General features: G+C 74.8%; 16 protein-coding genes, 2 tRNA genes and 1 rRNA gene. 7 read left to right on the top strand and 12 right to left on the bottom strand.

Going from position 1 to position 25,338, the window contains the following annotated elements; all coding sequences use genetic code 11:
* A 16S ribosomal RNA gene (locus AB0O29_RS09470) occupies positions 1 to 76 on the bottom strand; the annotation flags it as partial.
* Between the two features lie 565 nt (positions 77 to 641).
* The gene (locus AB0O29_RS09465; RefSeq protein ID WP_365148593.1) at positions 642 to 1,178 is read right to left on the bottom strand and encodes a MarR family transcriptional regulator; all 537 of its coding nucleotides are present in this window, start codon (positions 1,176 to 1,178) and stop codon (positions 642 to 644) included.
* 123 nt (positions 1,179 to 1,301) lie between these two features.
* On the opposite strand from AB0O29_RS09465, the gene AB0O29_RS09460 reads away from it, so the two are divergent.
* Positions 1,302 to 2,603: an MFS transporter gene (locus tag AB0O29_RS09460; RefSeq protein WP_365148608.1), complete on the top strand. Its 1,302-nt coding sequence runs from the start codon at positions 1,302 to 1,304 to the stop codon at positions 2,601 to 2,603.
* 76 nt (positions 2,604 to 2,679) lie between these two features.
* Here the strand turns inward: AB0O29_RS09460 and AB0O29_RS09455 are convergent, their stop codons facing one another.
* Together AB0O29_RS09455 and AB0O29_RS09450 are read right to left on the bottom strand one after the other, a co-directional pair.
* Complete coding sequence (locus tag AB0O29_RS09455; protein ID WP_365148605.1) at positions 2,680 to 4,407, bottom strand: ATP-binding SpoIIE family protein phosphatase; 1,728 nt, start codon at positions 4,405 to 4,407, stop codon at positions 2,680 to 2,682.
* A 178-nt stretch (positions 4,408 to 4,585) separates the two neighbouring features.
* Positions 4,586 to 6,004, bottom strand: a complete 1,419-nt coding sequence (locus tag AB0O29_RS09450; RefSeq protein WP_365148590.1) for an NAD(P)/FAD-dependent oxidoreductase — start codon at positions 6,002 to 6,004, stop codon at positions 4,586 to 4,588.
* A 342-nt stretch (positions 6,005 to 6,346) separates the two neighbouring features.
* On the opposite strand from AB0O29_RS09450, the gene AB0O29_RS09445 reads away from it, so the two are divergent.
* Entirely contained in the window at positions 6,347 to 7,117 is a 771-nt protein-coding gene (locus AB0O29_RS09445; RefSeq protein ID WP_365148587.1) for a helix-turn-helix domain-containing protein, read from the top strand.
* Positions 7,118 to 7,388: 271 nt separating this feature from the next.
* Positions 7,389 to 9,377: a sigma-70 family RNA polymerase sigma factor gene (locus AB0O29_RS09440; protein WP_365148584.1), complete on the top strand. Its 1,989-nt coding sequence runs from the start codon at positions 7,389 to 7,391 to the stop codon at positions 9,375 to 9,377.
* Here AB0O29_RS09440 and AB0O29_RS09435 read toward each other — a convergent pair.
* Positions 9,364 to 12,573, bottom strand: coding sequence for a BTAD domain-containing putative transcriptional regulator (locus AB0O29_RS09435; protein ID WP_365148581.1), 3,210 nt, complete (start codon positions 12,571 to 12,573; stop codon positions 9,364 to 9,366). The genes AB0O29_RS09440 and AB0O29_RS09435 overlap by 14 nt on opposite strands.
* Positions 12,574 to 12,726: 153 nt before the next feature.
* Complete coding sequence (locus AB0O29_RS09430) at positions 12,727 to 14,913, bottom strand: asparagine synthase-related protein (RefSeq protein ID WP_365148578.1); 2,187 nt, start codon at positions 14,911 to 14,913, stop codon at positions 12,727 to 12,729.
* Between the two features lie 657 nt (positions 14,914 to 15,570).
* Here AB0O29_RS09430 and AB0O29_RS09425 point away from each other — a divergent pair.
* The 4 genes from AB0O29_RS09425 to AB0O29_RS09410 all read left to right on the top strand — a co-directional run bounded on the left by AB0O29_RS09425 (position 15,571) and on the right by AB0O29_RS09410 (position 20,701).
* On the top strand, positions 15,571 to 17,190 hold the full coding sequence (locus tag AB0O29_RS09425) for a sporulation protein (RefSeq protein WP_365148575.1): 1,620 nt from the start codon (positions 15,571 to 15,573) through the stop codon (positions 17,188 to 17,190).
* Between the two features lie 20 nt (positions 17,191 to 17,210).
* Positions 17,211 to 18,443 carry an L-2-hydroxyglutarate oxidase gene (gene lhgO, locus AB0O29_RS09420; protein WP_365148572.1) on the top strand — a complete coding sequence of 411 codons (1,233 nt, stop codon included), beginning with the start codon at positions 17,211 to 17,213 and terminating at the stop codon, positions 18,441 to 18,443.
* 81 nt (positions 18,444 to 18,524) lie between these two features.
* Positions 18,525 to 19,373: a tRNA (guanosine(46)-N7)-methyltransferase TrmB gene (gene trmB, locus AB0O29_RS09415; protein ID WP_365148569.1), complete on the top strand. Its 849-nt coding sequence runs from the start codon at positions 18,525 to 18,527 to the stop codon at positions 19,371 to 19,373.
* A 98-nt stretch (positions 19,374 to 19,471) separates the two neighbouring features.
* Positions 19,472 to 20,701 (top strand): PrsW family intramembrane metalloprotease, encoded by a 1,230-nt coding sequence (locus tag AB0O29_RS09410; RefSeq protein WP_365148602.1) that lies wholly within the window; start codon positions 19,472 to 19,474, stop codon positions 20,699 to 20,701.
* A gap of 13 nt (positions 20,702 to 20,714) precedes the next feature.
* Here the strand turns inward: AB0O29_RS09410 and AB0O29_RS09405 are convergent, their stop codons facing one another.
* The 6 genes from AB0O29_RS09405 to AB0O29_RS09380 all read right to left on the bottom strand — a co-directional run.
* Positions 20,715 to 21,734, bottom strand: coding sequence for a M23 family metallopeptidase (locus tag AB0O29_RS09405; protein WP_365148599.1), 1,020 nt, complete (start codon positions 21,732 to 21,734; stop codon positions 20,715 to 20,717).
* Between the two features lie 310 nt (positions 21,735 to 22,044).
* Positions 22,045 to 23,214: a PP2C family protein-serine/threonine phosphatase gene (locus AB0O29_RS09400; protein ID WP_365148596.1), complete on the bottom strand. Its 1,170-nt coding sequence runs from the start codon at positions 23,212 to 23,214 to the stop codon at positions 22,045 to 22,047.
* A 144-nt stretch (positions 23,215 to 23,358) separates the two neighbouring features.
* Positions 23,359 to 23,432, bottom strand: a tRNA-Met gene (locus AB0O29_RS09395).
* 162 nt (positions 23,433 to 23,594) lie between these two features.
* A complete protein-coding gene (locus AB0O29_RS09390) occupies positions 23,595 to 24,563 on the bottom strand; it encodes a hypothetical protein (protein ID WP_365148566.1) in 969 nt (322 codons plus the stop codon).
* A gap of 312 nt (positions 24,564 to 24,875) precedes the next feature.
* A tRNA-Lys gene (locus AB0O29_RS09385) sits at positions 24,876 to 24,948 on the bottom strand.
* 184 nt (positions 24,949 to 25,132) lie between these two features.
* A partial coding sequence (locus tag AB0O29_RS09380; RefSeq protein WP_365148563.1) for a hypothetical protein occupies positions 25,133 to 25,338 on the bottom strand: 206 nt, incomplete at its 5' end.

Below are 25,338 nucleotides of genomic sequence, written 5' to 3'. Positions count from 1 at the left end.
GGCTTCATCGTTCGACTTGCATGTGTTAAGCACGCCGCCAGCGTTCGTCCTGAGCCAGGATCAAACTCTCCATGAATGTTTACCGGTAATCCGGTCAACACCACGAAAGAGCGGGCCAGTCTTGGTCGGAATATGACCGACTGACCACAACGTCCTCGCTGTGTTTGGTTGCCTGCCAGTGCCCGAAGGCCCGACAGGTCTTTTTCAAAGGAACCTCATCCACCGAAGTGGACGGGGTATCAACTTCTGGCGTTGATTTTTGGCACGCTGTTGAGTTCTCAAGGAACGGACGCTTCCTTTGTACTCACCCTCTCGGGCTTTCCTCCGGGCTTTCGTTCTTTCTTCGTTTCCGACTCTATCAGATCCTTTCGGGCCTGACTCCCAGTCAGCGGGGTTTGTCTTCCGGGCTGTTGGGCCCTTCCGACTCCTGAACTCTAGCGGATTTTCCCGGCAACCGATAATCGGGCCTTCGGAAATTAATTCGGGCATGCCGAATTCGTTCCCGGTGGGAGATCGTGCTGAGTAGAGGTTGCCGCAACGAGGCGGCGGATTCGTTGACCTCAGAACCTTCCGGCTCTGGGGCAACTCGAAGAACCTTACGGATCCGCGAGGGGCGTGTCAACCCGGGAGGTCAGGGCTCGTCAGGCCCGGGCCTGGAGGTCCTCCACGCGGTCCAGGACCCGGATGAGCATGTCCCCCAGCACCCCGCGCTCCGCGGTGGAGAGGTCCTGGAGGAGCTCCTCCTCGAACACCGTCGCCGCGCGCATCGCGTCCAGCCACTTGCTCCGGCCGCCGTCCGTCAGCTCCACGATCACGCGGACCCGGTTGGACTCGTCCCGCTCCCGGGTGACCAGGCCCTCGGCCGTCATGCGGTCGATCCGGTGCGTCATCGCCGCCGGCGTCAGGCCCAGCTGCTTCGCGAGCTCGCTCGGGCCCATCCGGTACGGGGCGCCCGAGAGGACGAGGGCCTTGAGGACCTCCCACTCCGCGTTGCTGATGCCGAGCGCCGCGGTCTGGCGGCCGTACGCGACGTTCATCCGGCGGTTCAGGCGGCTGAGGGCCGAGACGACCTTCTCCACCTGGGGATCCAGGTCCTGGAACTCTCGCTGGTAGACGGCGATCTGCTCGTCGAGGCTCGGCTCGTGGACGGGCGCGGCGCCGTCGGGGGTGTCAGCCATGGTCCGAAGTATCCCACGAACCCGTTGGCGTCTAACTCCTTCGATGTGTAGAGTTAAGCATCGAACTTTAGGTATGAAGTCTTCAGGCTTCAGTTATCAGGCAGGTGAGAAGTGACCAAGGTGATGGGCGCCGCGATGCGGCGGATCCAGGCCGGGAACGCGCTGACGGCGTTCGGCATCGGCTTCACGGTTCCGTTCCTCTACATCTATGTGGCGCAGGTGCGGGGGCTCGGCTCCATGGCCGCCACGAGTGCTTTCGTGGCGTTCGCCCTGGGTGCTCTCCTCGCGCTGCCCTTCACCGGCCGGGTCATCGACCGGCGTGGTCCGGTGCCCGTGGTCATGGGTGCGGCCGTGGCCGCGTCCGCGGGTGCGCTCGCCCTCGGGCTCTCCACCGGCGTCGTGCCGATCCTGCTGTCCGCGCTGGCGCTCGGCGCCGGCCAGGCCGTGATGCAGCCGGCGCTGGCCACGATGATCGTGTGGTGCTCGACGCCGTCCACCCGGACGCGGTCGTTCGCGCTGCAGTTCTTCATGCAGAACCTGGGGCTGGGCATCGGCGGGCTCGCCGGCGGCCAGATCGTCGACGTGACCCGGCCCGGGAGCTTCACCCTGCTGTTCGGCATCGAGGCCGTGATGTTCCTGGTGCTGGCCGCGGTGATCGCCACGGTGCGGATGCCGCAGGCGCCGGGCATCAAGGGCGCGCTGCCCAAGGACCCGGCCCAGGCGGCCGGCGGCGGCTGGAAGCGGATGCTGCGCCACAAGGCGATGGTGCAGCTGTGTCTGCTGGGCTTCGTGCTCTTCTTCGCCTGCTACGGACAGTTCGAGTCGGGTCTGGCGGCCTTCGGTACGGAGGCGGCGGGGATCTCCCCGTCCACGCTCGGGTTCGCGCTGGCCGCCAACACGGGTGCGATCGTCGTGGCGCAGTTCGTGGTGCTGAAGCTGGTCGAGAAGCGCCGCCGGTCGCGGGTGATCGCGCTGGTCGGGCTGATCTGGACCGTGGCGTGGCTGATCGCCGGGTTCTCGGGGCTGGGGCACGGCAGCGCGACGATGGCCGCCGCCGCGTTCGTGAGCACGTACGCGCTGTTCGGGATCGGTGAGGCGATGCTGTCGCCGACGCTGGCGCCGCTGGTGGCGGACCTGGCTCCGGAGGGTTCGGTCGGGCAGTACAACTCGGCGTTCGCGCTGGTCAAGCAGATGGCGCTGGCGCTGGGGCCGCTGGGCGTGCCGCTGGGTGCGGGCGTTCCGATGCTGTACATCGGGATCTTCGTGCTGGTCTCGCTGGGGATCGCCGGTCTGGCGCTGCGGCTCGGCAGGCAGCTGACCCCGGTGCAGGACAACCCGTCGCTGCTGGGCGGCCGGGTCGTGGCGCAGGGTCCGGCGGCGGCCGGCAAGGGTGTGGAGCAGGCGGCGGAGCGGGTGGCCGCGTAAGCGGGTGAGAGGTGTGGGAGAGGCCCCGGTCCGGTGGACCGGGGCCTCTGCCGTTTCGCGGGCTGCTTTTCGCGGGCTATTTGTCGGGGAGGGCGAATTCGCACCAGACGGCCTTGCCGCCGCCGGGGGTGCGGCGGGAGCCCCAGGCGGAGGCGATGGTGGCGATGATCGAGATGCCCCGGCCGGTCTCGTCGGCGGGTTCGGCGCGGCGACGGCGGGGGAGGTGGTCGTCCCCGTCGGTGACCTCGACGATCAGGCGGCGGTCGGTGCGGCGCAGGCGCAGCCGCATGGGCGGGGTGCCGTGCTGGAGGGAGTTCGCGACGAGTTCGCTGGCGGCGAGGACGCCGAGGTCGCAGAGCTCGACGGGGAAGCGCCAGGAGGTGAGGACGCCCTGGGCGAAGGCGCGGGCGCGGGGGGCGGCCTCGACGCCGCCGAGGAGTTCGAGGGCGGCGTTGTGGAAGAGCTCGGCGTCGGCTCCGGTGCGGGCGGGCTGCTGGAGGACCATGACGGCGACGTCGTCGTCGTGGTCGGCGTCGACGCCGAGGGCGCGCATGAGGCGGTCGCAGATGATCGCGGGGGTGCCCTGGGCTCCGGCGAGGGCGCGTTCGAGGGCGGAGACGCCTTCGTCGATGTCCTCTCCCCTGCGTTCGACGAGGCCGTCGGTGTAGAGGACGGCGGTGGAGCCGGGGCCGAGGGCGATGGTGCCGGAGGTGTGGAGCCAGCCGCCGGTGCCCAGGGGCGGGCCGGTGGGGTCGGCGGCGCGGCGTACGGTGCCGTCCTCGTCGCGGACGAGGATGGGGAGGTGGCCGGCGGAGGCGTAGGCGAGGAGGCCTTCGTTGGGGTCGTGGACGGCGTAGACGCAGGTGGCGATCTGGCTGGCGTCGATCTCGGCGGCGAGGCCGTCGAGGAGCTGGAGGACCTCGTGCGGGGGGAGGTCGAGGCGGGCGTAGGCGCGGACCGCCGTACGGAGCTGGCCCATGACGGCGGCGGCGCGGACGCCTCGGCCCATGACGTCGCCGATGACGAGGGCGGTGCGGCCGGCGCCGAGGGTGATGACGTCGTACCAGTCGCCGCCGACGGCGGCTTCGGTGCCGCCGGGCTGGTAGGTGGCGGCGATGCGGAGATCGTCGGGCTGTTCCAGTTCCTGGGGGAGGAGGGAGCGCTGGAGGGTGACGGCGGCTTCGCGCTGGCGGCGTTCGCTGGCGCGGAGGCGGTCGACGGCTTCGGCGTGGTCGGTGACGTCGGCGAGGTGGACCAGGATCCCGGTGTGGTGGGGGTCGGGGCTGTCGTCGGTGCCGGCCTTGGGGAGCTGTACGGGGGTGCAGGTGACGGTGTAGGAGCTGCCGCCTCCGGGGGCCTGGCGGTTCTTGGCGGTGCGGGGTTTGCCGCTGCGCTGGACCTGGTCGAGGAGCGGGAGGAGGCCGAGCTCGCCGAGTTCGGGGAGGGCGGCGCTCGCGGGTGCGCCGGTGGGGCGGGGGCCGAAGCCGGCGGTGTAGGCGTCGTTGACGTAGGCGACGCGGTGCTCGGGGCCGTGGACGAGGGCGACGAGGGCGGGGAGGAGGCCGAGGACCTCCCGTACGGAGAGCTCGTCGAGGGCAGGGGCGGCGGGGAGCGGGGCGGTACCGGTTCCGGAGACGGTGGGTTCTGCGGGGACGCCGTCGGGGGGCGTGAGGGGGTGGGCGGCGCCGCGGGCCGCCGGGACGGAGCCTTCACCCCTTTTGGCCTGGGCGGCGGCGTGCTCGTTCCGGGCGGCGGCGCGGCGCTGCGTTCCTGGAAAGCGGGCGCTCCAGCGCGTGAAGTTCACTGCGTTCAAGCCTCGTGGTGTCGCAAGTGGTCGCGGGGGTGATCCTCCTCCCGGTGGTGCCGGGAGGTGCCCCGTGTGGTCGGTCGCTTGCTGCTGGTCACTCCGTGGGGCGTCACTCTGTGCAGGTGTGAGCCCACCTATGGTCACACGTCCAGTGTGGCGGACGGCACTGACAACGTCAGCCCTCGGTGTCTCCCGGGGGGTTGGGTGCGGGCCGCGGGGGGTGGTGGCCGAGGTGTCCGCCGGCGGCGAGTTCGAATTCTGCCCTGGGGTGTTCGAGGGATCCGAGGGAGACGATCTCGCGGGTGAAGAGGCCGGCGAGGGTCCATTCGGCGAGTACGCGCATCTTGCGGTTGAAGGTGGGGACGCGGCTGAGGTGGTAGGTGCGGTGCATGAACCAGGCGGGGTAGCCCTTGAGCTTGCGTCCATAGACGTGGGCGACGCCCTTGTGGAGGCCGAGGGAGGCGACGGAGCCGGCGTATTTGTGGGCGTATTCGGTGAGGGCCTCGTCGCGGAGGGCGGCGATGAGGTTGTTCGCGAGCTGTGCGGCCTGGCGGACGGCGTGCTGGGCGTTGGGGGCGCATTCGGTGCCGGGGGTCTCGGCGGTGATGTCGGGTACGGCGGCGGCGTCGCCCGCGGACCAGGCGTGTTCGACGCCTTCGACGGTGAGGAAGGAGGTGCAGCGCAGGCGGCCGCGTTCGTTCCTGGGGAGGTCGGTGGCGGCGAGGACGGGGTGGGGTTTGACGCCGGCGGTCCAGACGACGGTGCGGGTGGGGAAGCGGGCGCCGTCGCTGAGGACGGCGACGCGGTTCTCGCAGGATTCGAGGCGGGTTTCGAGGCGGACGTCGATGCCCCGGCGGCGCAGTTCGCGGACGGTGTACTTGCCCATTTCGGGGCCGACCTCGGGGAGGATCCGGTCGCTGGCCTCGACCAGCACCCATTTCATGTCCTCGGGCTTGATGTTGTGGTAGTACCGGGCCGCGTAGCGGGCCATGTCCTCCAGTTCGCCGAGTGCCTCGACGCCGGCGAATCCGCCGCCGACGAAGACGAAGGTGAGGGCGGCGTCGCGGATGGCGGGGTCGCGGGTGGAGGAGGCGATGTCCATCTGTTCGATGACGTGGTTGCGCAGGCCGATGGCCTCTTCCACGGTCTTGAAGCCGATGCCGTAGTCGGCGAGGCCGGGGACGGGGAGGGTGCGGGAGACGGAGCCGGGGGCGAGGACGAGTTCGTCGTATTCGATCTGCAGGTCGCCGGTGCCCTCGTCGGGGGTGGCGAGGGTGGTGACGGTGGCGGTCCGTTTGGCGTGGTCGATGCGCTGGGCCTGGCCGATGACGATGCGGCAGCGGTCGAGGACGCGGCGCAGGGGGATGACGACGTGGCGGGGTGAGATCGCGCCGGCGGCGGCTTCCGGGAGGAAGGGCTGGTAGGTCATGTAGGGCTCGGGGGTGACCACCGTGACCTCGGCTTCGCCGGATCTGAGCTTCCGCTGGAGGCCCAGGGCGGTGTACATGCCGACGTATCCGCCGCCGATGACGAGGATGCGCGTGCGGGGCGGGGTACCGGGGGCGTCGCCCCGCGAGTTAGCAGCCTTCACCATCCCATGACGCAACGTGGCCGGGAGTTTGTCCACAGGCCCGGCACATTGTGTGACCGGTGGGATGGGCGGGGCGGGGCCGCGGGGGAGGCCGGGTCGTGTGAGATATCCGCAGGTCAAGTCGGGCGGAGTGGGTCATTCCGGAGGCTTGCGGCGGAAAAATGGGGGTGAATGCTCCGATCGGGCGGCGCTCCGTCGGGAGCTCCCTCTTCTGAATTGACTCTGGCTCAACTATGTTCGTATCTCGTCGAGGAGTAGGACCAGGGCCCTCATGACCGTGGCCCCCCTCGACACGAAGGCGGGGAGTGTCTCCGGGGGGAGACAAATGATTACCGGGGGATACATATGCATATTTCCGATTTCCATGGTTCTGCCACCGCTCTGTCCGCAGAGAGCGGCGGCCGCGTGATCGCGGGCACGACCACCCACGGCACGGGCCGTTCGACGCCGCTGCGCGTCGACGCGCAGCGCAACCTCGAGCACGTCCTGCGGGCCGCTCGCGAGGTCTTCGGGGAGCTCGGCTACGGGGCCCCGATGGAGGACGTGGCGCGCCGCGCGCGGGTCGGCGTCGGGACCGTCTACCGGCGGTTCCCCAGCAAGGACGTGCTGGTCCGGCGCATAGCCGAGGAGGAGACCGCCCGGCTGACGGAGCAGGCGAAGTCCGCTCTGGGCCAGGAGGAGGAGCCGTGGCAGGCGCTGTCGCGCTTCCTGCGCACCTCCGTGGCCTCGGGCGCGGGCCGGCTGCTGCCGCCGCAGGTGCTGCGGGTCGGCTCGGCCGAGGACGAGGCCGCCGAGGAGGGGGGCGCCGCGCGCGTTCCGCACCAGCGGCAGGCCGTCGCGGGCGGGGCGCCGGAGCTGCGCGTCGTGGGCGCGCGGACCCCGGTCGAGGACGAGCCGTCGGAGGACGCGGGCGCGGGTGCGCTGCTGGAGGTCGTCGGCCGGCTGGTGGAGCGGGCGCGGGAGGCCGGCGAACTGCGGGCCGACGTCACGGTGGCCGATGTGCTGCTGGTGATCGCGACCGCCGCGCCGGCGCTGCCGGACCCGGCTCAGCAGGCCGCCGCTTCGGCGCGGCTGCTGGACATCCTGCTGGAGGGCCTGCGTTCCCGTACCGCCTGAGCCGGTCCCCCGGTCCCTGCAGGGGTGGGGGCCGGGTGGACGGGGCCGGGCCGGCCGGCCGCGGGGCGGACGCCGCGTGCGGGCTTCGCGGCCGGGCCGTCAACGGGCCGCCCGGAGCGCGCGGTCACTCGAAGGGGTGAGGGGCGGTCCGGCGGTTCGCCGGATCCTCCCCGGACGGGTGGACGGTGCGGAAGGCGGGCCGGGGCGGCCGTGCCGTGTGACACGCTGGATCGGTGGACCGGTCTGAGGGTGTCGTGCGGGGGCTTCCGCGATGAGCGTTGACGGACGGGACGAGCCTTCCGGCGGCGCCGGCGGCGTGGGTGACGGGGCATCGGCCGGCGGCCTGCCCGCCCGGCAGGTCCCGGCCCAGCGCGAACCCGGACGCCGGCGGCACGCGGCTCCCTCCGGGGCGGGCGACGGCGGACTGCCGCCGTCCGACGCGGAGCTGGTCGCCCGGATGCGCGGGGGTGACGACGGCGCGTACGAGGAGCTGTTCCGCCGGCACGCCGAGGCCGTACGGCGCTACGCGCGGACCTGCTGCCGGGACGCGCACACCGCCGACGACCTGACCGCCGAGGTGTTCGCGCGGACGCTCCAGGCGGTGCGCGGCGGTGCGGGGCCGGACCAGTCGGTGCGGGCCTATCTGCTGACCACCGTCCGCCGGGTGGCGGCGGCCTGGACGAAGACGGCCCGGCGGGAGCATCTGGTCGAGGACTTCGCGGTGTTCGCGGAGCAGGCGGCCTCGGGTGCGGAGAGCGGCGGAGCGCTGGGCGGGCTGTCCGGCGACGACACCCTGGAACTGGGCGCGGACGTCCGGGCGATGCACGAGGCCGAGCGGTCCCTCGCGATGCAGGCCTTCCGGAGCCTGCCGGAGCGGTGGCAGGCCGTGCTGTGGCACACCACGGTCGAGGAGGCCTCGCCGAGCGCGATCGCCCCGCTGTTCGGACTGAGCGCCAACGCGACGGCGGTGCTGGCCTCCCGGGCCCGGGAGGGCCTCAAGCAGGCCTACCTCCAGGCGCACGTGAGCTCCGCGCTCAGTGCGGGCGGGGACTGCGCCCGGTACGCGGACCGGCTGGGCGCCTTCGCCCGGGGCGGGCTGCGGATGCGGGCGGAGCGGGGGCTGCGCAAGCACCTGGAGGAGTGCGCCCAGTGCCGGCTGGCCGCCGGTGAGCTCAAGGACGTGAACGCGGGGATCCCCGCGCTGCTGCCGGTCGCGGTCATCGGGTGGTTCGCCGCCGGGTACGCCGCGAAGGCGGCCGGTGTGGTGGCCGGAGGGGTGGTCGCCGCCGGGGGCGCGGGGGCCGCCGCGGCGGCGGTGGGCGGCTCGTCTGCCGCCGGGGCGGGTGGTGCCGCCGGGGCTGCCGGGGCGAGTGGTGCCGCCGGGGCCGCGGGTGCGGCCGGGAGCGGGGCCGGTGCGGCCGGGGGGACCGGCGGGGCGGTGGTCTCGGAGGGGCTGGGGCTGCCCGCGAAGGCCGCCATCGCGGCCGGGATAGCGGTCGCGGCGGCCGCCGGGGTGGTGTTCGCCCTGACCGGGGACGAGCCCGAGCCGGAGGCCAGGCCCGCGCCCAGCGCGGCGGCGCCGGTGGTGCCCAGGGCGCCCGCGCCCGCGCTGCCCGGGTCGACCCCGCCCGCCGGCCCGGAGCCGGCGGCGGGTGGTCCCGTACCGCCGGCGCGCGGTGCGGCGCCGTCCGTGCCCGCGCCGCGGCCCGCGTCGCCGTCGGCGTCCCGGCCCGCGCCGGCGTCCCCGTCCCCGTCCCCGTCCCCTCCCCCGAAGCCGTCGCCCTCGCCGTCCCGGCCGAAGCCCTCGCCGTCGCCGCAGCCCGCGCAGGCCTTCCCGCTGGCCCGGCTCGACCACGCGGCGCTGGGCGGGCACACCGGTCCCGAGCTGGAGACCTGGCGCAGCAGCTGGGTGTGGCAGCGGTGGGGGCTGGTGGCCGGGGGGCAGCGGTTCGGGCAGGGGATCACCGTCAACTCCCGTTCCTCGGTGGAGATCACCCTCAACCGGCAGTGCTCCTCCTTCTCGGCTCGGGCCGGGGTGGACGGGCTGTCGCTGCTGACCGACGGGACGGTGCGGTTCTCCGTCTACGCCGACGGGCAGCGGCTGTGGCGTTCGGACGCGCTGGGGTACGGGGACGCCCCGGCGGCCGTCCAGGTGCCGCTCGCCGGGCGTTCGACGCTGCGGCTGGTGGTGGAGCAGGCCGGGCAGGGGAGCCTGCCGACGCTGGCGAGCTGGGCCGACGCGGTGATCAGCTGCCGCTGAGCGCGGTGTGCCGGGCCACCTCGGCGGCCGCCTCGGCCGGGGTCAGGCCGCGGCCCCGCGCCTGCGCCTCGGCGTGGGCGGCCGCGCCGAGGGCGGCGAGGTTGCGGTCCGGGAGGCCCTCCAGGACGGCCTCCTCCGGCACCGAGCGGGGGTGTTCCGCGCGCCAGGCGGTGGCCGCCGCGAGGACCCGTACGCTCGCGGCCGGATGGCCGGCCCCGGACAGGAACAGGGCGGCCGCCTCGGCGAGGGAGGCCAGGACGCGTTCGGCGCAGTGGGCGGCCACCGCCTCCGCCAGGGCGGGCCCGATCCGGTCCAGACCCGCCTGGGGGCCCTCGGCGCGGGCCGTGAGGGCGGCCTCGATGACGTCCAGCCCCGCCGAGAGCTGCGGGGGCGGGTTGATCTGCGCGGCGTCGGCACGGGCGCGGGCGCACTCGGTGCGGGCCCGCTCCGTGTCCCCGCGCCGCAGGGCGAGCATCGCCGACAGGAGCCGGGCGAAGGAGCTCATGTCGTACACACCGCCATACTGGTCGGCCTCGCGGTCGGCTTCGGCGAGGATCCGTTCGGCGGTGTCGTAGTCCCCGGTGCAGTAGGCCGCCTCGGCGATGCGGGCGAGGGCCAGGGGCGCCTCGATCTGCGCGCCGACCTCGCGGGCCAGGCGCAGGCACTCCTCGTACTCGGTGCGGGCGGTGTCGTACTGGCCCCGGGAGAGGGCGGCCTCCCCGGCGGCGCTGGCGACCTGGGCGCTGATCCAGCGGTCCCCGCAGCGGCGGGCGATCTCGTGGAGTTCGGCGAGGTCCGCGTCGACCGCGCCGAGGCCTCCGGTCATGTCGATGGCGGTGTGGGCGCGCATCAGCAGGGTGACGCCGAGTTCCCAGTCTCCGGCGTGGCGGCGGCAGTTCTCCACGGAGCGGGAGATGTCGGGGTGGAAGTCCTCCACGTGGCCGGTGAGGAAGGAGGTCGCGGGCCAGAGCATGCCCGGGAACCGGGTGGTCTCCGGGGAGCCCTCGCGGAAGGCCTCCCTGATGCGGGTGGCGACGGCGGCGAACTCGGGCGTGCGGAAACCGGAGACGCCCTTGCTCTCGGTGAGCAGGAACGTGTGGAGGACCTGGAGGCGCATGTGACGCCAGTACGCGGGCGAGCCCTCGGGGGCGTCGGCGGGGGTGGCGGCGAGGACCCGGCCGGCCCATTCGGCGCCCTCGGCGCGGTAGTCGCGCAGCCACAGGAACCAGGAGAGGGCGGTCACGAGCCGCTGGGCGGTCTCCAGGTCGGGGTCCGCGGCGGTGGCGGCGTGCAGGGCGGAGCGGAGGTTGTCGAGCTCGGTCTCGACGCGCCGGATCCAGGGGAGCTGCCCGGCGGAGCGCAGCAGGGGTTCGGTGCGCTCGGCGAAGGCCAGGTAGTGCGCGGTGTGGCGGCGGGCGGTGGCCCGGGCGTCGTCGGGGGTGGCGGCGAGGCGCTCGGCGGCGTACTCGCGGATGGTCTCCAGCATCCGGTAGCGCATGCCGTCGGGGTCGGGGACGGCCGTGACGAGGGACTTGTCGACGAGGGAGCCGAGGGTGGCGGCGGCGTCGGCGCCCGGGCCGCCGCAGACGGCTTCGGCGGCGTCGAGGTCGCAGCCGCCGGCGAAGACGGACATCCGGGCGAGGACGGTGCGTTCGGCGGTGTCGAGGAGGTCCCAGGACCAGTCGACGACGGCGCGCAGGGTCTGCTGGCGCGGCAGGAGGGTGCGGGCGCCGCCGGTCAGGAGGCGGAAGCGGTCGTCGAGGCGGTCGGCGATCTGGCGCGGGGTGAGGAGGCGCAGGCGGGCCGCGGCCAGTTCGATGGCGAGGGGCAGTCCGTCGAGGCGGTCGCAGATCTCGGCGACGGCGGCCGGGTCCTCGTCGGCGCGGAAGCCGGGGCGGGCGGCTGCGGCGCGTTCGGTGAAGAGCCGGTGCGCGGGCTCGGGCGGGAGGGGTTCGACGGGGCGCAGGAACTCGCCGGGGACGCCTAGGGGTTCGCGGCTGGTGGCGAGGACGCGGACGCCGGGGCAGTGGGTGAGCAGCCGCTCGGCGAGTTCGGCGGCGGCGCCGATGACGTGCTCGCAGTTGTCGAGGACGAGGAGCAGCCGGCGGTGCGCGCAGTGTTCGACGAGGAGGGTGGTGGGGTCGTCGTCGGCGGGGGTCTTCTCGCGGGCGACGAGGCTGTTCTCGCGCAGGCCGAGGGCGCTGAGGACGGCTCCGGGCACGGCGGCGGGGTGGTCGAGGCGGGCGAGTTCGACGAGCCAGCCGGATTCGGGCTGGGCTGCGGCCGCGTGCTCGGCGAGGCGGGTCTTGCCGGAGCCGCCGGGGCCGGTGAGGGTGACGAGGCGGACGCGGGCCAGGTCGTCGGCGAGGGCGGCGAGTTCGGGTTCGCGGCCGACGAAGGAGGTCAGGCGGGGGCGGAGGTTGCCGCGGGGCTGCGCGGGCGGTGGCGGTGGCGGGGGCCGGAGGAGTTCGGCGTGCAGGGCGCGCAGCTCGGGGCCGGGGTCGGTGCCGAGTCCTTCGGCGAGGTCGTGGCGGGTGCGTTCGTAGGCGGCGAGGGCGTCGGCGGGGCGGTCGGCGGAGCGCAGGGCGCGCAGTTGGAGGGCGCGCAGGGCTTCGTCGTACGGGTGCTCGCGGATCAGTGCCTCGATCTCCGGGAGGAGTGCGGCCGGGGCGGTGGCGCCGCTGCGCAGGTCGGCCTCGACGCGGTCGCGGAGGGCGGCGGCGCGGCGGGCCTCGGGGGCGGCGGCGTGGCCGGTGCGGGCGGGTTCGGCGAGGTCGGCGAGGGCGGGGCCGCGCCAGAGGGCGAGGGCCTCGCGGAGGGTGCCGGCGGCGGTGGCGGGGTCGGTGGCCAGCTGCTCGGCGCCGAGGGCGGCCAGCCGGGTGAACCGGTGGAGGTCGACGTCCTCGGGGGCGGCGGCGAGGCGGTAGCCGCCGGCGGGGTCGGTGTGGACGCTTTCGCGGGAGCCGAGGGTGCGGCGCAGGCGGGCGACGAGGGCCTGGAGGGCGGCGGGGGCGTCCTGGGGCGGGTCGTCGCCCCAGACCTCGTCGACCAGGTCGGTGACGGGGGCGGGGGCCGGGGAGCCGGCGCGCAGGGCGAGGGCGGCGAGGAGCGCGCGCAGGCGGGCGCCGCCGGGGGTGAGGGGGGCGCCGGTCTTCTCGTCACGTGCCTCGGTGGTGCCGAGGATGAGGTACCGCACCGGGTCATTCTGCCGTGTGGCTGCGCCGGGGCGCGGGGGGTTTTCTCCCCGCCCCGCCCTTCGCCCGTTCCCCGGGGCTGCGCCCCGGACCCCCGCGCCTCAAACTCCCCCAGCTACCGCTGGGAGGTGCCCCCTGGCGGGGCTGTCCGTGGCCTACCGCAGTGGGAGGGGCCCCGACGGGACTCCCGTCAGGCGGGGCAGGGGGGTCGGGAGGGGTGGGACGGCTCGGCGGCGGGGGGTCGAGGTGCCCGTCCAGCAGGTGCCGCGGCGGGACAGCAGGCGGCGGAGCCACAGTTCCATCGAGACGAGTTCCGCCAGCCCGTCGAGCGGTACGGGCCGCCCGTCGGCGGCGTCGGTCAGGGCCTGGCGCACCACGCGGGCGTCGACCAGCCCGGCGTCGGCCAGCAGCGGCGCGTTGAACAGGGCGAGCAGGGAGGTGAGGGCGGCGCGCACGCCGAGGCGGCCGGCGGTCTCGTTGGGGCCGGGGGCGGTGACGCCCCAGCCGGGCGGGAGTTCCCGTACCCCGGCGGAGGCCAGGACGCTGCGCAGGATCTCGGCGCGGGCCCCGGGCTGCACCCGCAGGGACTCCGGCAGGGCGCGCGCGGCCCGGACGACCTGGTTGTCGAGGAAGGGGGCGTGCAGGCGCTGGCTGCGGACCTCGACGGCCTGTTCGAAGACCCGGTGGTCGGCGGCGTGGCGGGCGAGCAGGGCGCGGGCGCGGGCCTCGCCGGGCCGCAGCGAGAGCGGGGGGCGTCCGGCGGCGGCGCGCAGGCGGATCGATACTTCCGCCAGTGCCTCCCCGGTGAGCCAGCCGGCGGCCGGGCCGGGGCGGGACCAGGTGAGGGCGGCCAGTGAGGCGTCGACCGGCCCGGAGACGGCGGGGACGGCACCGCCCTCGCGCAGCCGGGCCGCGGCGGCCTCGATGCCCGCGCGGTACGGCGTACGGGCGAGGCGGCGGGCGGCCGAGTAGACGGAGAACGGGACGAGCAGGGGTCCTTCGGCGGCGGAGCGGGCGAGGGCCGCGACGGGGCGCAGCAGGTGGCGGCGCCTGCGGTCGAGGAGGAGGTCGGCCATGCGGGCGGGGTGGGCGTCGAGGACCTGGCGGGCGCCGTGTCCGGTGAAGTGGTCGGCGGAGCCGGCGGCGAGGCGGCGGCGGTCGCGGGCGGCGGTGACGAGGCAGGGGCCGGGTTCGTCGGTGAGGGGGCCGTCGAGGTCGGCGTACGGGAGGGCTTCGTCGGCGGCGGCCACGACGACGTGGTGGAGGCGGGGGTCGGCGGCGAGGGCGTGGGCGCGTTCGAGTTCGCCTTCGCGGCCGCGCGGGGTGGCGAGGTCGTTGAAGGTGACGGCGAGGAGGCGGGAGCCGGAGCCGGGGAGGGTGCCCGGGGCGCCGGGGAGTCCGGCGGCGAGGAGGGCGAGGGTGGCGGAGGCGGTGCCGCCGGAGAGGTCGGCGCCGACGCCGGGCGCGGGGGCGCCGCGGGCCGCGCGGCGGTCGGCGGGGCCCATTCCGGGCACGGGGCCGGGGTCGGGGAGGAGGGTCTCGGGAGCATGCCGGGGTGCCGTGAGCCGGGCGCGCACCGCGGCCGTCAACGCTTCCCGCACGCCTTCGACCGCCCCCTCCGGGTCGGCCTCGGGGGCGGCGACGGCGAGGGAGGCGACGGGTTCGTAGCCGGTGATCTCGCGGGAGCCCTCGCGCAGGATCAGGGTGTGGCCGGGCGGGATGCGCCGGACCCCGGCGTACGGTGTGCCGTCGCCCAGGGCCTCGGGGCTGTCGGGGCAGGCGAGGAGGGCGGCGAGGTGGCCGACGTCGAGCTGGGCCTCGATGAGGTCGGCGAGGGGGAGGGCGGCGGTGGCGTACGCGGTGCCGCCGGCCCAGGGGGTGTAGAAGACGGGCCGGGCCCCGGCGAGGTCGCCGAGGACGGTGATGCGGCGGCCGGTCTGGACGACGGCGGTGTAGCTGCCGGGCCACTCGGTGAGGTGGCGCAGGGCTCCGCCGCGGGCGGCGTAGAGGGCGCGGCGGAGTTCCTCGTCGCCGGCGCCGCAGCAGCCGAGGACGGCGAGCCGGGTGAAGGGGTCGGCGGGGTCCGCGGTGACGGTGCGGATCTCGTCGGGGCGCCAGTCGCCGACGGCCCAGAGGGGGTCGGGGTCGCCCCACAGGAGCTGGGCGCCGACGGGGTGGACGGTGCGCTCGGCGTCCTGGCCCGCGGGGTCGTCGGCGTGGGCGGCGTCGGCGATGCCGCCGTGCGGGGGGGCGTCGTACGCGGTCCCGGCGGCCGGTGGCGGGACGCGTCCGGCCGTCCCGAAGCTCGCGGCGATACTGCTCCACCCGACCAACCAGCGCACCGCCGCCTCCCCCAGCCCGTGGGCACATGACCGGGGCGACGGCGGGCGGCACGGACGGCGTGGTCGGCGCCGAGGGCACGGCCGGCGGGGCCCCGGTGGCTCGGGGTCCATGCTGCCACGAAGCGGGCGTGCGAGAGCGGCTTCGGGGGGCGCACATGTAAACGAACACGCCTCGGCCACACGGTATTTGGCGTTCCGTTCCCACCGCCCCATAGGTCGGTTTCGGCCATTCTTCGGCCGTACTGAGGGCCTGTACGGGCCCTCGCGAGAGGAGCGGCCGTCGCCCGCGGGGCGCGGTCCGGGAGGCCTGATCGCGCCCCCCGGACCGTTCCGCCACCCGCGGGGATTGAGGCAGCGGCATCCCCCGGCCTGCCGCATCCGAGCGGCGGGCCGACCCACGCACGGCACATCGAATCGCCGGGCCGGGGGTGCGGCCAGAGCGCACGGCCGGGCGCACGGCCACACGGCCGGAGCACGGTCCGAGGCGTGCGCCCCCGGGGAACGGGCAGGGGCGGACTGTGCATACGGACAACAATCCCGCCATACGGAAGTAGGGGCCTTAACGCTTGGGAGGCGGGGAACTACGCTGGGTTTACGAAATGCCGGGCGCCTATGCCCCGGCGGCGTCTGCGTTCCGCGTGTGACGAGGGGTGGCGCATGTCCAGGGAGCTCCGCGAGCCCAACGAGAAGCTCGGCGCCGTCCTCGCCCTGGCGGGCATCAGCAACGCGGGACTGGCCCGGCGGGTCAACGACCTGGGAGCGCAGCGCGGCCTGACGCTCCGGTACGACAAGACCTCGGTCGCGCGGTGGGTGTCGAAGGGGATGGTGCCGCAGGGCGCCGCCCCGCACCTGATCGCCGCCGCGATCGGCGCGAAGCTGGGGCGGCCGGTGCCGCTGCACGAGATCGGGCTGGCGGACGCCGACCCGGCGCCCGAGGTCGGACTGGGCTTCCCGCGCGACGTCGGCGCGGCCGTGCGGTCGGCGACCGACCTCTACCGGCTGGACCTGGCGGGGCGGCGCGGCGGTGGCGGGATCTGGCAGTCGCTCGCCGGTTCCTTCTCGGTGTCGGCGTACGCGACGCCGGCCTCGCGGTGGCTGATATCGCCCGCGGACAGCTCGGTGGCCCGCGAACCGGGCCCCGCCGGCGAACCGGACCCGACCGGCCTCCCCGGCACGGTCGCCCCTGCGGGCGGCGGCGCCCCGGCGGCCGGTGGTGTGCGTACGGCGGCCCCGTCGCGCGCCGCCTCCGCCCCCGCCGCGCCCCGGCGCACCGCCGAAACCCCCGCGCAGGGCGTTGTGCCCGCCCGCCCCGGAGGCGAAACCGCCGCCCCGGCCGCCGTGCTCCCGGACGTGTCCCCGCAGCGCGTGGGCCACAGCGACGTGGCCAAGCTGCGCGAGGCGGCGGAGGACGCGCGCCGCTGGGACTCCAAGTACGGCGGCGGGGACTGGCGTTCCTCGATGGTCCCCGAGTGCCTGCGGGTGGACGCGGCGCCGCTGCTGCTCGGCTCCTACACGGACGAGGTGGGCCGCGCCCTCTTCGGCGCCACCGCGGAGCTGACCCGGCTGGCCGGGTGGATGGCCTTCGACACGGGCCAGCAGGAGGCCGCCCAGCGGTACTACATCCAGGCGCTGCGGCTGGCCCGCGCGGCCGCCGACGTCCCGCTCGGCGGGTACGTCCTGGCCTCGATGTCCCTCCAGGCCACCTACCGGGACTTCCCGGACGAGGGCGTGGACCTCGCCCAGGCCGCCGTCGAACGCAACCGGGGCCTGGCCACCGCACGCACCATGAGCTTCTTCCGCCTCGTGGAGGCCCGGGCGCACGCGAAGGCGGGGGACTCGGCGGCGGCCGGTTCGGCGCTGCGGGCCGCCGAGGGCTGGCTGGAGCGCTCCCGCGAGGGGGATTCCGACCCGACCTGGCTGGGTTTCTACTCGTACGACCGTTTCGCGGCGGATGCCGCGGAATGCTACCGGGACCTCAAACTCCCCCGGCAGGTCCGCCGCTTCACCGAGCAGGCCCTGTCGCGCCCCACCGAGGAGTACGTGCGCTCGCACGGCCTGCGCCTGGTGGTGAGCGCGGTCGCCGAGCTGGAGTCCGGCAACCTCGACGCGGCCTGCGCCGCCGGCACCCGGGCCGTGGAGGTCGCGGGCCGCATCTCCTCGGCCCGCACCACCGAGTACGTACGGGACCTGCTGCACCGCCTGGAGCCGTACGGGGACGAGCCGCGCGTCGCGGAGCTGCGCGAACGGGCCCGCCCGCTGCTGGTGACTCCCGCGTAGCCCCTATTGTCGGTGGCGGGGTGCAAGATGCAGGGGTGGGAGGTGTCAGCGTGGGCGGCGGCGTGGACTGCGATGTGCTGGTGATCGGTGGCGGGATCGTCGGCCTGTCGACGGCGCACGCCCTGTCGACCCTGGCTCCCGGGACCCGTGTGACCGTGCTGGAGAAGGAGTCCGGGCCCGCCCGGCACCAGACGGGCCGCAACAGCGGGGTGATCCACAGCGGCATCTACTACCGCCCCGGCTCCCTCAAGGCGCGCTTCGCGGTGCGCGGGGCCGCCGAGATGGTGAAGTTCTGCGCGGAACACGGCATTCCGCACGAGGTGACCGGCAAGCTGATCGTCGCCACCCACCGCTCCGAGCTGCCCCGGCTGCACTCCCTCGTCCAGCGCGGCCGGGAGAACGGCATCCCGGTGCGCGAGCTGGGGCCCGCCCAGATCGCCGAGTACGAGCCGGAGATCAGCGGCCTGGCCGCGATCCACGTCGGCACCACCGGGATCGTGGACTACGGCCGGGTGGCCGCGCAGCTCGCCGAGTCCTCCGGGGCGGAGATCGTCTACGGCGCCGAGGTGGACCTGATCTCCCGCCGCCCGTCCGCGGTCGCGGTGCGCACCACCTCGGGACGGGTGGTCCGGGCCCGGGCGCTGGTGAACTGCGCGGGCCTCCAGTGCGACCGGATCGCCCGCCTCGCCGGGGACGACCCGGGCATGCGGATCATCCCCTTCCGGGGCGAGTACCACGACCTGGCCCGCCCCTCGCTGGTGCGCGGGCTGGTCTACCCCGTCCCCGACCCGGCGTTCCCCTTCCTCGGGGTGCATCTGACGCGGGGCATCGGCGGCGGGGTCCACGTCGGACCGAACGCCGTGCCGGCGCTGGCCCGCGAGGGCTACCGCTGGCGCACGGTCCGGCCGCGCGACCTCGGCACGGAGCTGGCCTGGCCGGGAGCCTGGAAGATGGCCGCGCGGCACTGGCGGTACGGGGCCGGCGAGATCCACCGCTCGCTGTCGAAGGCGGCCTTCACCGAGGCCGTACGCCGCCTGCTGCCCGCCGTCACCGAGGCGGACCTCACCCCCGCCGCGGCGGGCGTCCGGGCACAGGCCGTCCTGCGGGACGGGACGCTCGTGGACGACTTCCTCATCCGCGAGGCCCCGCGCACGGTGCACGTCCTGAACGCCCCCTCCCCGGCGGCGACGGCGTCCCTCCCCATCGGCCGCGAGATCGCCGCCCGCGCCCTGCGCGCCCTGCGTTCCTCCTGACGCGGGACCCCGCCGCCCCGCCGGCCGGGGCCGGGGTGCCGCCCGGCCCGGGCAAGGCCCCCGACGTAGAATCGGCGCATTGTGTCTGAGTCCCTGAACCCCCAGCCCAGCCTCCCCGACGCCGCGCCGGAGGCAGCCGCACCGACGGAAGAGAGCGGGTACGTGCCGCCCAAGTGGCGGACCGAGCCCCGGTTCCCGGACGGCCCCGCGCCCGACCCCGCCGGCTCGCACCACGAGCGCCGGATCCGCAGCTTCCAGCCGCGCCGCAGCCGGGTCACCACCGGCCAGGGCGAGGCGCTCAAGCGGCTGTGGGGCACCTGGGGCCTGGACATCGACGGCCGCGAGGTCATCGACCTGGAGCGCCTCTTCGACGGCCTCCCCGTGGTCCTGGAGATCGGCTTCGGCATGGGCGAGGCCACCGCCCAGATGGCCGCCGCCGACCCCGGCACCGGCATCCTCGCCGCCGACGTGCACACCCCCGGCCAGGGCAACCTCCTCGCCCTCGCCGAGCGCGGCGGGATGACCAACGTCCGCGTGGCCAACGGCGACGCGATCATCCTGCTCCGCGAGATGCTCCCGCCCGCCTCCCTCGCGGGGATGCGCGTGTACTTCCCGGACCCGTGGCCCAAGGCCCGCCACCACAAGCGGCGGCTGATCCAGCCGGAGTTCCTCGACCTGGCCGCCACCCGTCTGGCGCCCGGCGCGCTGCTGCACTGCGCGACCGACTGGGAGCCGTACGCCGAGCAGATGCTCGAAGTGCTCACCGCGCACCCCGGGTTCGAGAACACCCAGGCCGACGGCGGTTACGCCCCGCGCCCGGAGTTCCGCCCGCTCACCCGCTTCGAGGGCCAGGGCCTCGACAAGGGCCACCTCGTACACGACCTGCTCTTCACTCGCACAGAACCCAACGCGGGGCCCAAGAACCGATAAACGTCACTCCGAGTGTCCGAGCGGCTCGGTAGGGTCATCATGTGCTCCGAGCGCTCTCCCGTGTGCGAGCACGCCCGTCGGGCACGGCCCGCGCGTGCGTGCTCGTCGTCCTGTTCGGCGCGACCGGGGTGGCCATCCTCGAACTCGTGCGGGAACAGACGGGCACGGCCGGTTTCCTCGTAGGCCTGGGCCTGGCCCTGTTGCCGGTTCCGCCGCTGATGGCGGCGTTCCGGTGGCTGGGCCGGGCGGCTCCCGGCCCCTGGCGGCTGCCGCTGTTCTGCTTCGCCTGGGGGGCCTGCACCGCGGCGCTGATCGCGATACTGGCCAACAGCTTCGCCACGGAGTGGATGGCCGAGGCCGCCGACCCCTCCGCGGCCGACCTGCTCGGCTCGGTGGCGGTCGCCCCGGTCGTGGAGGAGTGCGCCAAGGCGGCCGCCCTGTTCGCGGTGTTCGTCTTCCGAAGACCGCCGTGCGCCGGCGCCGCCGACGGTTTCGTGTTCGCCGGGTTCACCGCGACCGGCTTCGCCTTCACCGAGAACGTCCTCTACCTGGGCAACGCCTTCGAGGAGGACCTGGCCAAGGGCACCGGCGCGCTGGACTCGGTGACGGCGGCGACCTTCTTCGTCCGCGTCGTGCTCTCCCCGTTCGCGCACCCGCTGTTCACCGTGCTGACCGGTCTCGGCTTCGGCCTGGCCGCGGCCGGCTCCCGCCGCGCCCGCCGGACCGGGCTGCCGCTGCTGGGCCTCGCCCTCGCCATGGCCGCGCACGCGCTGTGGAACGGCTCGTCCCACATCGGGGAGTACGGGTTCTACTGGGTCTACTGCTGCGTGATGGTCCCGGTGTTCGGGCTGCTGCTGTGGCTGGCGGTGCGGATGCGGCGCACGCGGCTGCGCACCGTGGCCGCCGAACTGTCGGTGTACGCCGCCGCGGGCTGGATCAACCCGGCGGAAGTGCCCGCGCTGGCCTCGATGCCGGCCCGCTCCCTGGCACGGGCCCTGGCCCGCACCACCGGGGGCCGGCCCGCCGCCCGCGCGGTGTCGCGGTACACGGCCGACGCCGCCGCCCTGGCCCTGCTGCGCCGCCGGGCCCGGCAGGCGGGCCCGGACGGGGACCCCCGGTTCGCCGCGCGGGAACGGGAGTTGCTGCACCGGCTCTGGCTGCGGCGGGCGACGGCCGGGCCCGCCCTGGCCCGGGCGGCCGTACTGGAGGAGCTGCTGCCCCCGCGCTCCGCCCTGGCCGCCGGAAGCCTGCCGCGCCACGCCCGGCAGGCCGTGCCGCTCGCCGTACCGGCCCCGAGGCGGGCGGAACTCTCGGCCGCCCCGGGATGATCCGGCGGAGGGCTCAGACGTCCAGGCCCCGGGCGGTCAGCCAGGACAGCGGGTCGACCGTCGATCCGCCCTTGCGGACCTCCAGGTGCAGATGGGCGCCGGTGACGTTGCCGGTCGCGCCGACCCGGCCGATGGTCTCGCCCGCGCCGACCGAGCCGGAGGTGACGGACATCGAGGACAGGTGGCAGTACCAGACCTCGGTGCCGTCGGCGAGCCGGAGCACGATCCGGTAGCCGTAGGCCCCCGACCAGCCGGCCGAGACGACCGTCCCGCCGCCGACGGCCTTGACCGGGGTCCCGGTGGGCGCCGCGAAGTCGAGGCCGGTGTGGTGGCCGGAGGACCACATGGAGCCGGCGTCCCCGTAGTGCGAGGTCAGGGTGTAGGAGGAGGTCGGCAGGGACCAGCCGCCCGAGGACTTCACGGAGGACGAACCGCCGCCCGAGCCCGTGTCCGCCGCGCCCTTGGTCTCGGACTGCTTGGCGGCCTCGTCCGCGGCCGCCTTCTCGGCGGCGGCCTTCTCGGCCGCGACGCGGACCGCCTCGGCCTCCTTGTCGGCCGCCTCCTTCTGGCCGCGGGCCTCCTGCGCGGCGCCCTCGCGGGCGACCCGCTCGGCCTCCGCCTTGGCCTGGGCCTCGGCGGCGTCCTGCTGGGACTCGGCCTGCTGGAGGATGCGGTGGCGCAGCGCCTCGCCCGCGTCGGGGTGCCCCTGGGTCCGGACGTCCTGCTGTCCGTCGGCCTGCCGGGGAACGCTCACCGACTCGGCGTGCGCGGCGGCCGCGGCCGAGTGGTCGCCGCCGCCCAGCAGGTCGGGGATCGAGGGCACGGATATGGCGACCTGGGGCCGGTCCTGCGCGGTGGCGATGCCGCCCGCGCCGACCGCCGCGATCACGCCGACCCCGAGCACGGTCGAGCTGCGGGCGAGTCCGCCGCGCTGCTTGAGGACCCGGTGCTTGCCGCGGAGCGGACGGGCGGAGTCCTCCGTGGGATTCCACTCGCCCCAGGCGCCGGCGGTGGGCGTCCCCTGGACTTCGATGCCTTCAGGGGCAGGCGAGTTGGAGGCCACCGGGCACACTCCTCAAGGGCGAGAACGCACACGGGTGCCGTCGAAGTCGACGGCTGGACGACCGCGCTGCGTTATCAAACGGTAATAGACGCAGGGGAGTGATTCCAAGCTGACGCGAATGATCGTTAATCCCAATCGGCCACCCCCCGAACAACTTTGGCCGCCGCATACCCCAATACACCGCGACAATCAGGGCAAAAGGGCACCGCTTCCCTCATCACTCCAGCCACAGTGGCCGAATGACTGACCGTCAACCATCTTGCGCAGAGCGCTTCACGCACTACGCACGGTCACCGGGCTCGTCCTCCCGGGGCACCACCGGGACGGTCCTCCTGCGCTCCGGCTGCCCCTCCCCCGCCCGTCCCACCGCCAGCAGGGCCATGTCGTCGGTCGCCCCGCCGCCGGTGTGACGGCGCACGTCGCTGCTGAGCGCGCTCAGCACCTCGTCCGGCCCGGGGAAGACCCGTCCCCGCAGCCGGACGGCCGGGTCGTAGAAGGCCCCCGCCCGGTCCCGGGCCTCGGTCAGCCCGTCCGTGAACAGGAGCAGGGTGCTGCCCGCCGGGAACGGCCACTCCCCGGCCCTGTCGGGCCGGCCCCGCGCCAGTTCGCCCAGGCCCAGCGGCAGCGCGGGCTCGGCCGGGGCCAGGACGGTCAGGCCCCCGTCGGGGTAGAGCAGCAGCGGCTCGGGGTGACCCCGGTTGACCAGCCGCAGCAGCCCGGCACCGGCCGGGATCTCCCCGAGCACGCAGGTGGTGAACCCCTCCTCCGCGTCCAGGCCCTCGCGCCGGATCCCCTCACGGGCCAGCGCCCGCTCCAGCCGCCCCGCGAGCCCCTCCAGGGTCGGCTCGGTCTCGGCGGCCTCCCGGAAGGCCCCCAGCACCACCGCGACGGCCTCCACCGCCCCCAGCCCCTTGCCCCGTACGTCGCCCACCGCGAGCCGGACCCCGTACGGGGTGTCCTGGACGGCGTACAGGTCACCGCCGATGAACGCGTCGGCCTGCGCGGCCTCGTACCGGGCGGCGACGTGCAGCCCCCCGATCCGCTCGGCCGGGGTCGGCAGCACGGCCCGCTGGGCGGCCTCGGCGATCCCGCGCGCCGACGCGAGCCGCTCGACGCTGCGCCGGACCACCCGGTTGATCAGCAGGGCCAGCCCGGAGACGGTCAGCACGGTCACCAGCTCGGTCAGCGCCTCCGCCCGCCAGCTGGTCCCGTTGTAGAAGTGCAGCCCCACGACGGCCGCCGACGCGGCGATCCCGGTCAGCGCGGTCGCCCCGAGGCTGAACAGCGGGGCCGCGATCAGCGGGGCGGCGGTGAAGAAGGGGGAGCCGGTGAAGCTGGGCGGGGTCAGCAGGTCGAAGACCAGCCCGAGGAGGATCAGCAGGAACGGCAGGATCCGCACCACCCGCCGGGCGGCACCGTCCCCGCTCCCACCGTCGCCCTGCCGGCCCAGCCCCACGCCGCTCTCCTGCCGCCCGGAAGCCCCGCCCCTCCAGGCTGGCGGCCCCGGCCCCGCCCGGCGACCGGACCGGCCCGGTCGGGTGACGTCGGATACGACGAAGGCCCGGATCCATGGGATCCGGGCCTTGGCCTTTAGTAGCGGGGACAGGATTTGAACCTGCGACCTCTGGGTTATGAGCCCAGCGAGCTACCGAGCTGCTCCACCCCGCGTCGGTGAACACAACTCTACGGCATCCGGGGGACGGCTCTCGCCAATTAACCCGCCCCAACCCCTCCTGGCGGACATCACCGCAGGTCAGAGCCTTAAAACAAGCCCGTGCCCGCACCCGGACGATCCCGGGCGCGGGCACGATCAGCGGGGTTCCGGACGGGTCAGGACCGCTTGGCGCTCTTCGAGAGCCCCTTGTCCGCTCCCGCGAAGCCGGGGCGCGCGGGCGCCGCGCCCTCGCCGGCCAGGAACGGCCCGCTGGGGATGAACTGGAGGGCGACCTGCGTCCAGGGGCGCTGGTCCATGGGCGCCGTGGAGCCGCAGTTCAGGGTCGTCCCGTTGGATGCGCACTGGAGTTCGTACAGGTACCCGGTCGTGGTCAGCACCTTGAAGTTCGTCACCTGGCCGAGGGACGAGATGGTGGCGCCGCAGACGATGGAAGGGTCCGGGTACCCGGGGTTCTGCGCGGGGTTCGTGAGGTTCTCGAACTTGTAGGGGCCGGTCTGCGGGTCGTCCCGGTGCCCGCCGTAGGCGACGCCGTTGTAGAGGACGACGGCGAACTCCTCCGTGTTGTTCGACAGGATGGAGTCGACGCCGAAGCCGCACCCGTTGGCACCGGTCGCACCCGTGGCACCGGTCGCCCCAGTAGCACCTGTCGCACCCGTGGCCCCGGTCGCACCCGTCGCGCCCGTCGCACCGGTGGCTCCCGTCGCACCGGTCGCACCCGTGGCACCCGTGGCGCCGGTCGCACCCGTCGCACCGGTGGCCCCCGTAGGCCCGGTCGGCCCCGTGTCGCCCTTCGGCCCCGTGTCGCCCTTCGGTCCCTTCGGGCCCCGCGGGCCGCGCGGCCCCCGCTTGCAGTCGTCGTCGTGGCCGCCGCCGCCCGCCGCCTTACGGGCCGCCGCGGCGCGGTCTCCGTCGCCGTCGTCGTCGTGGTCGCGGCCGTGCTCCTTGCACCGGTCGCCGCCGGACACGACGGCCGACGCCGACGGCGCGGCGGCGCCGTACGCCAGCGCCGGGGTGGCGAGACCCAGCACCACGACGGCCAGCGACGCCACCGCGCTGCCTGCGAGATACCTGCCCTGCCGGGGGAGCGGGCCGAGACGGGATGCGGTCCTCTGCTCAGGACTCATGCGTGTTGCTCCTTGGGGGGGAACCGAAGAGATGGGCCGGGAAGCGCATAGTTGAGCCTCCTTTCACATGATCTGACTGGTATGTCCACGGTCAGCGGCAGGCGCGCTGCCCAATCAGCGCGATGGCCCATCGCCGATGGACCGAAGGGGTACTCCCCCGGCGTGCCGCGCCCCGACGGGCCGTCACCTTCCGGCCAGACCCGTCCGTCCCAGGAGCCCCGTACGGCCCCGAACGCACCGAGCGCCCCTCCGGTCGTAACCGGAGGGGCGCTCGGGAGCAGGTCGGAGGGGTCGTCCCCCGCCTGCGGGAGGTAGGCCATGTCGGACTCGAACCGACAACCAACGGATTAAAAGTCCGCTGCTCTGCCAATTGAGCTAATGGCCCTCCATGTGCTCACCCCAGAGCATAGCCGCAGAGGGGCTGCTGGCCGATCGGGTATCGCCGGGTGTGGCCCCGGCGGTTTCCCGCCAGGGGGTGCGGGTGGGGTGAAAGCGGCCGGAAATGGGCTCGGCCCCCACCGCACCGAGGTGCTGTGGGGGCCGATTCCGCGTCAGATGGGGCTCAGGCCTCAGCCGTTGCGCTTCCAGCGGGGCTTGTCGTCACGGCGGCCGCCGAAGGAGCCGTTGCCGCCGGAGGGACGGTCGTCGCGGCGGAAGCCGCCACGGTCACCGCGGTCGTCACGGTTGAAGCCGCCCGAGGGGCGGTCGTCGCGACGGAAGCCACCGGAGGGACGGTCGTCACGGCGGAAGCCGCCACGGTCGCCACCACGGTCGT

The sequence above is a fragment of the Streptomyces sp. NPDC089915 genome, assembly GCF_040684675.1.
Classification (GTDB): Bacteria; Actinomycetota; Actinomycetes; order Streptomycetales; family Streptomycetaceae; genus Streptomyces.
The sequence above is the reverse complement of the archived record's forward strand: the minus strand, read 5'-3'. Positions and strand labels throughout refer to the sequence as shown.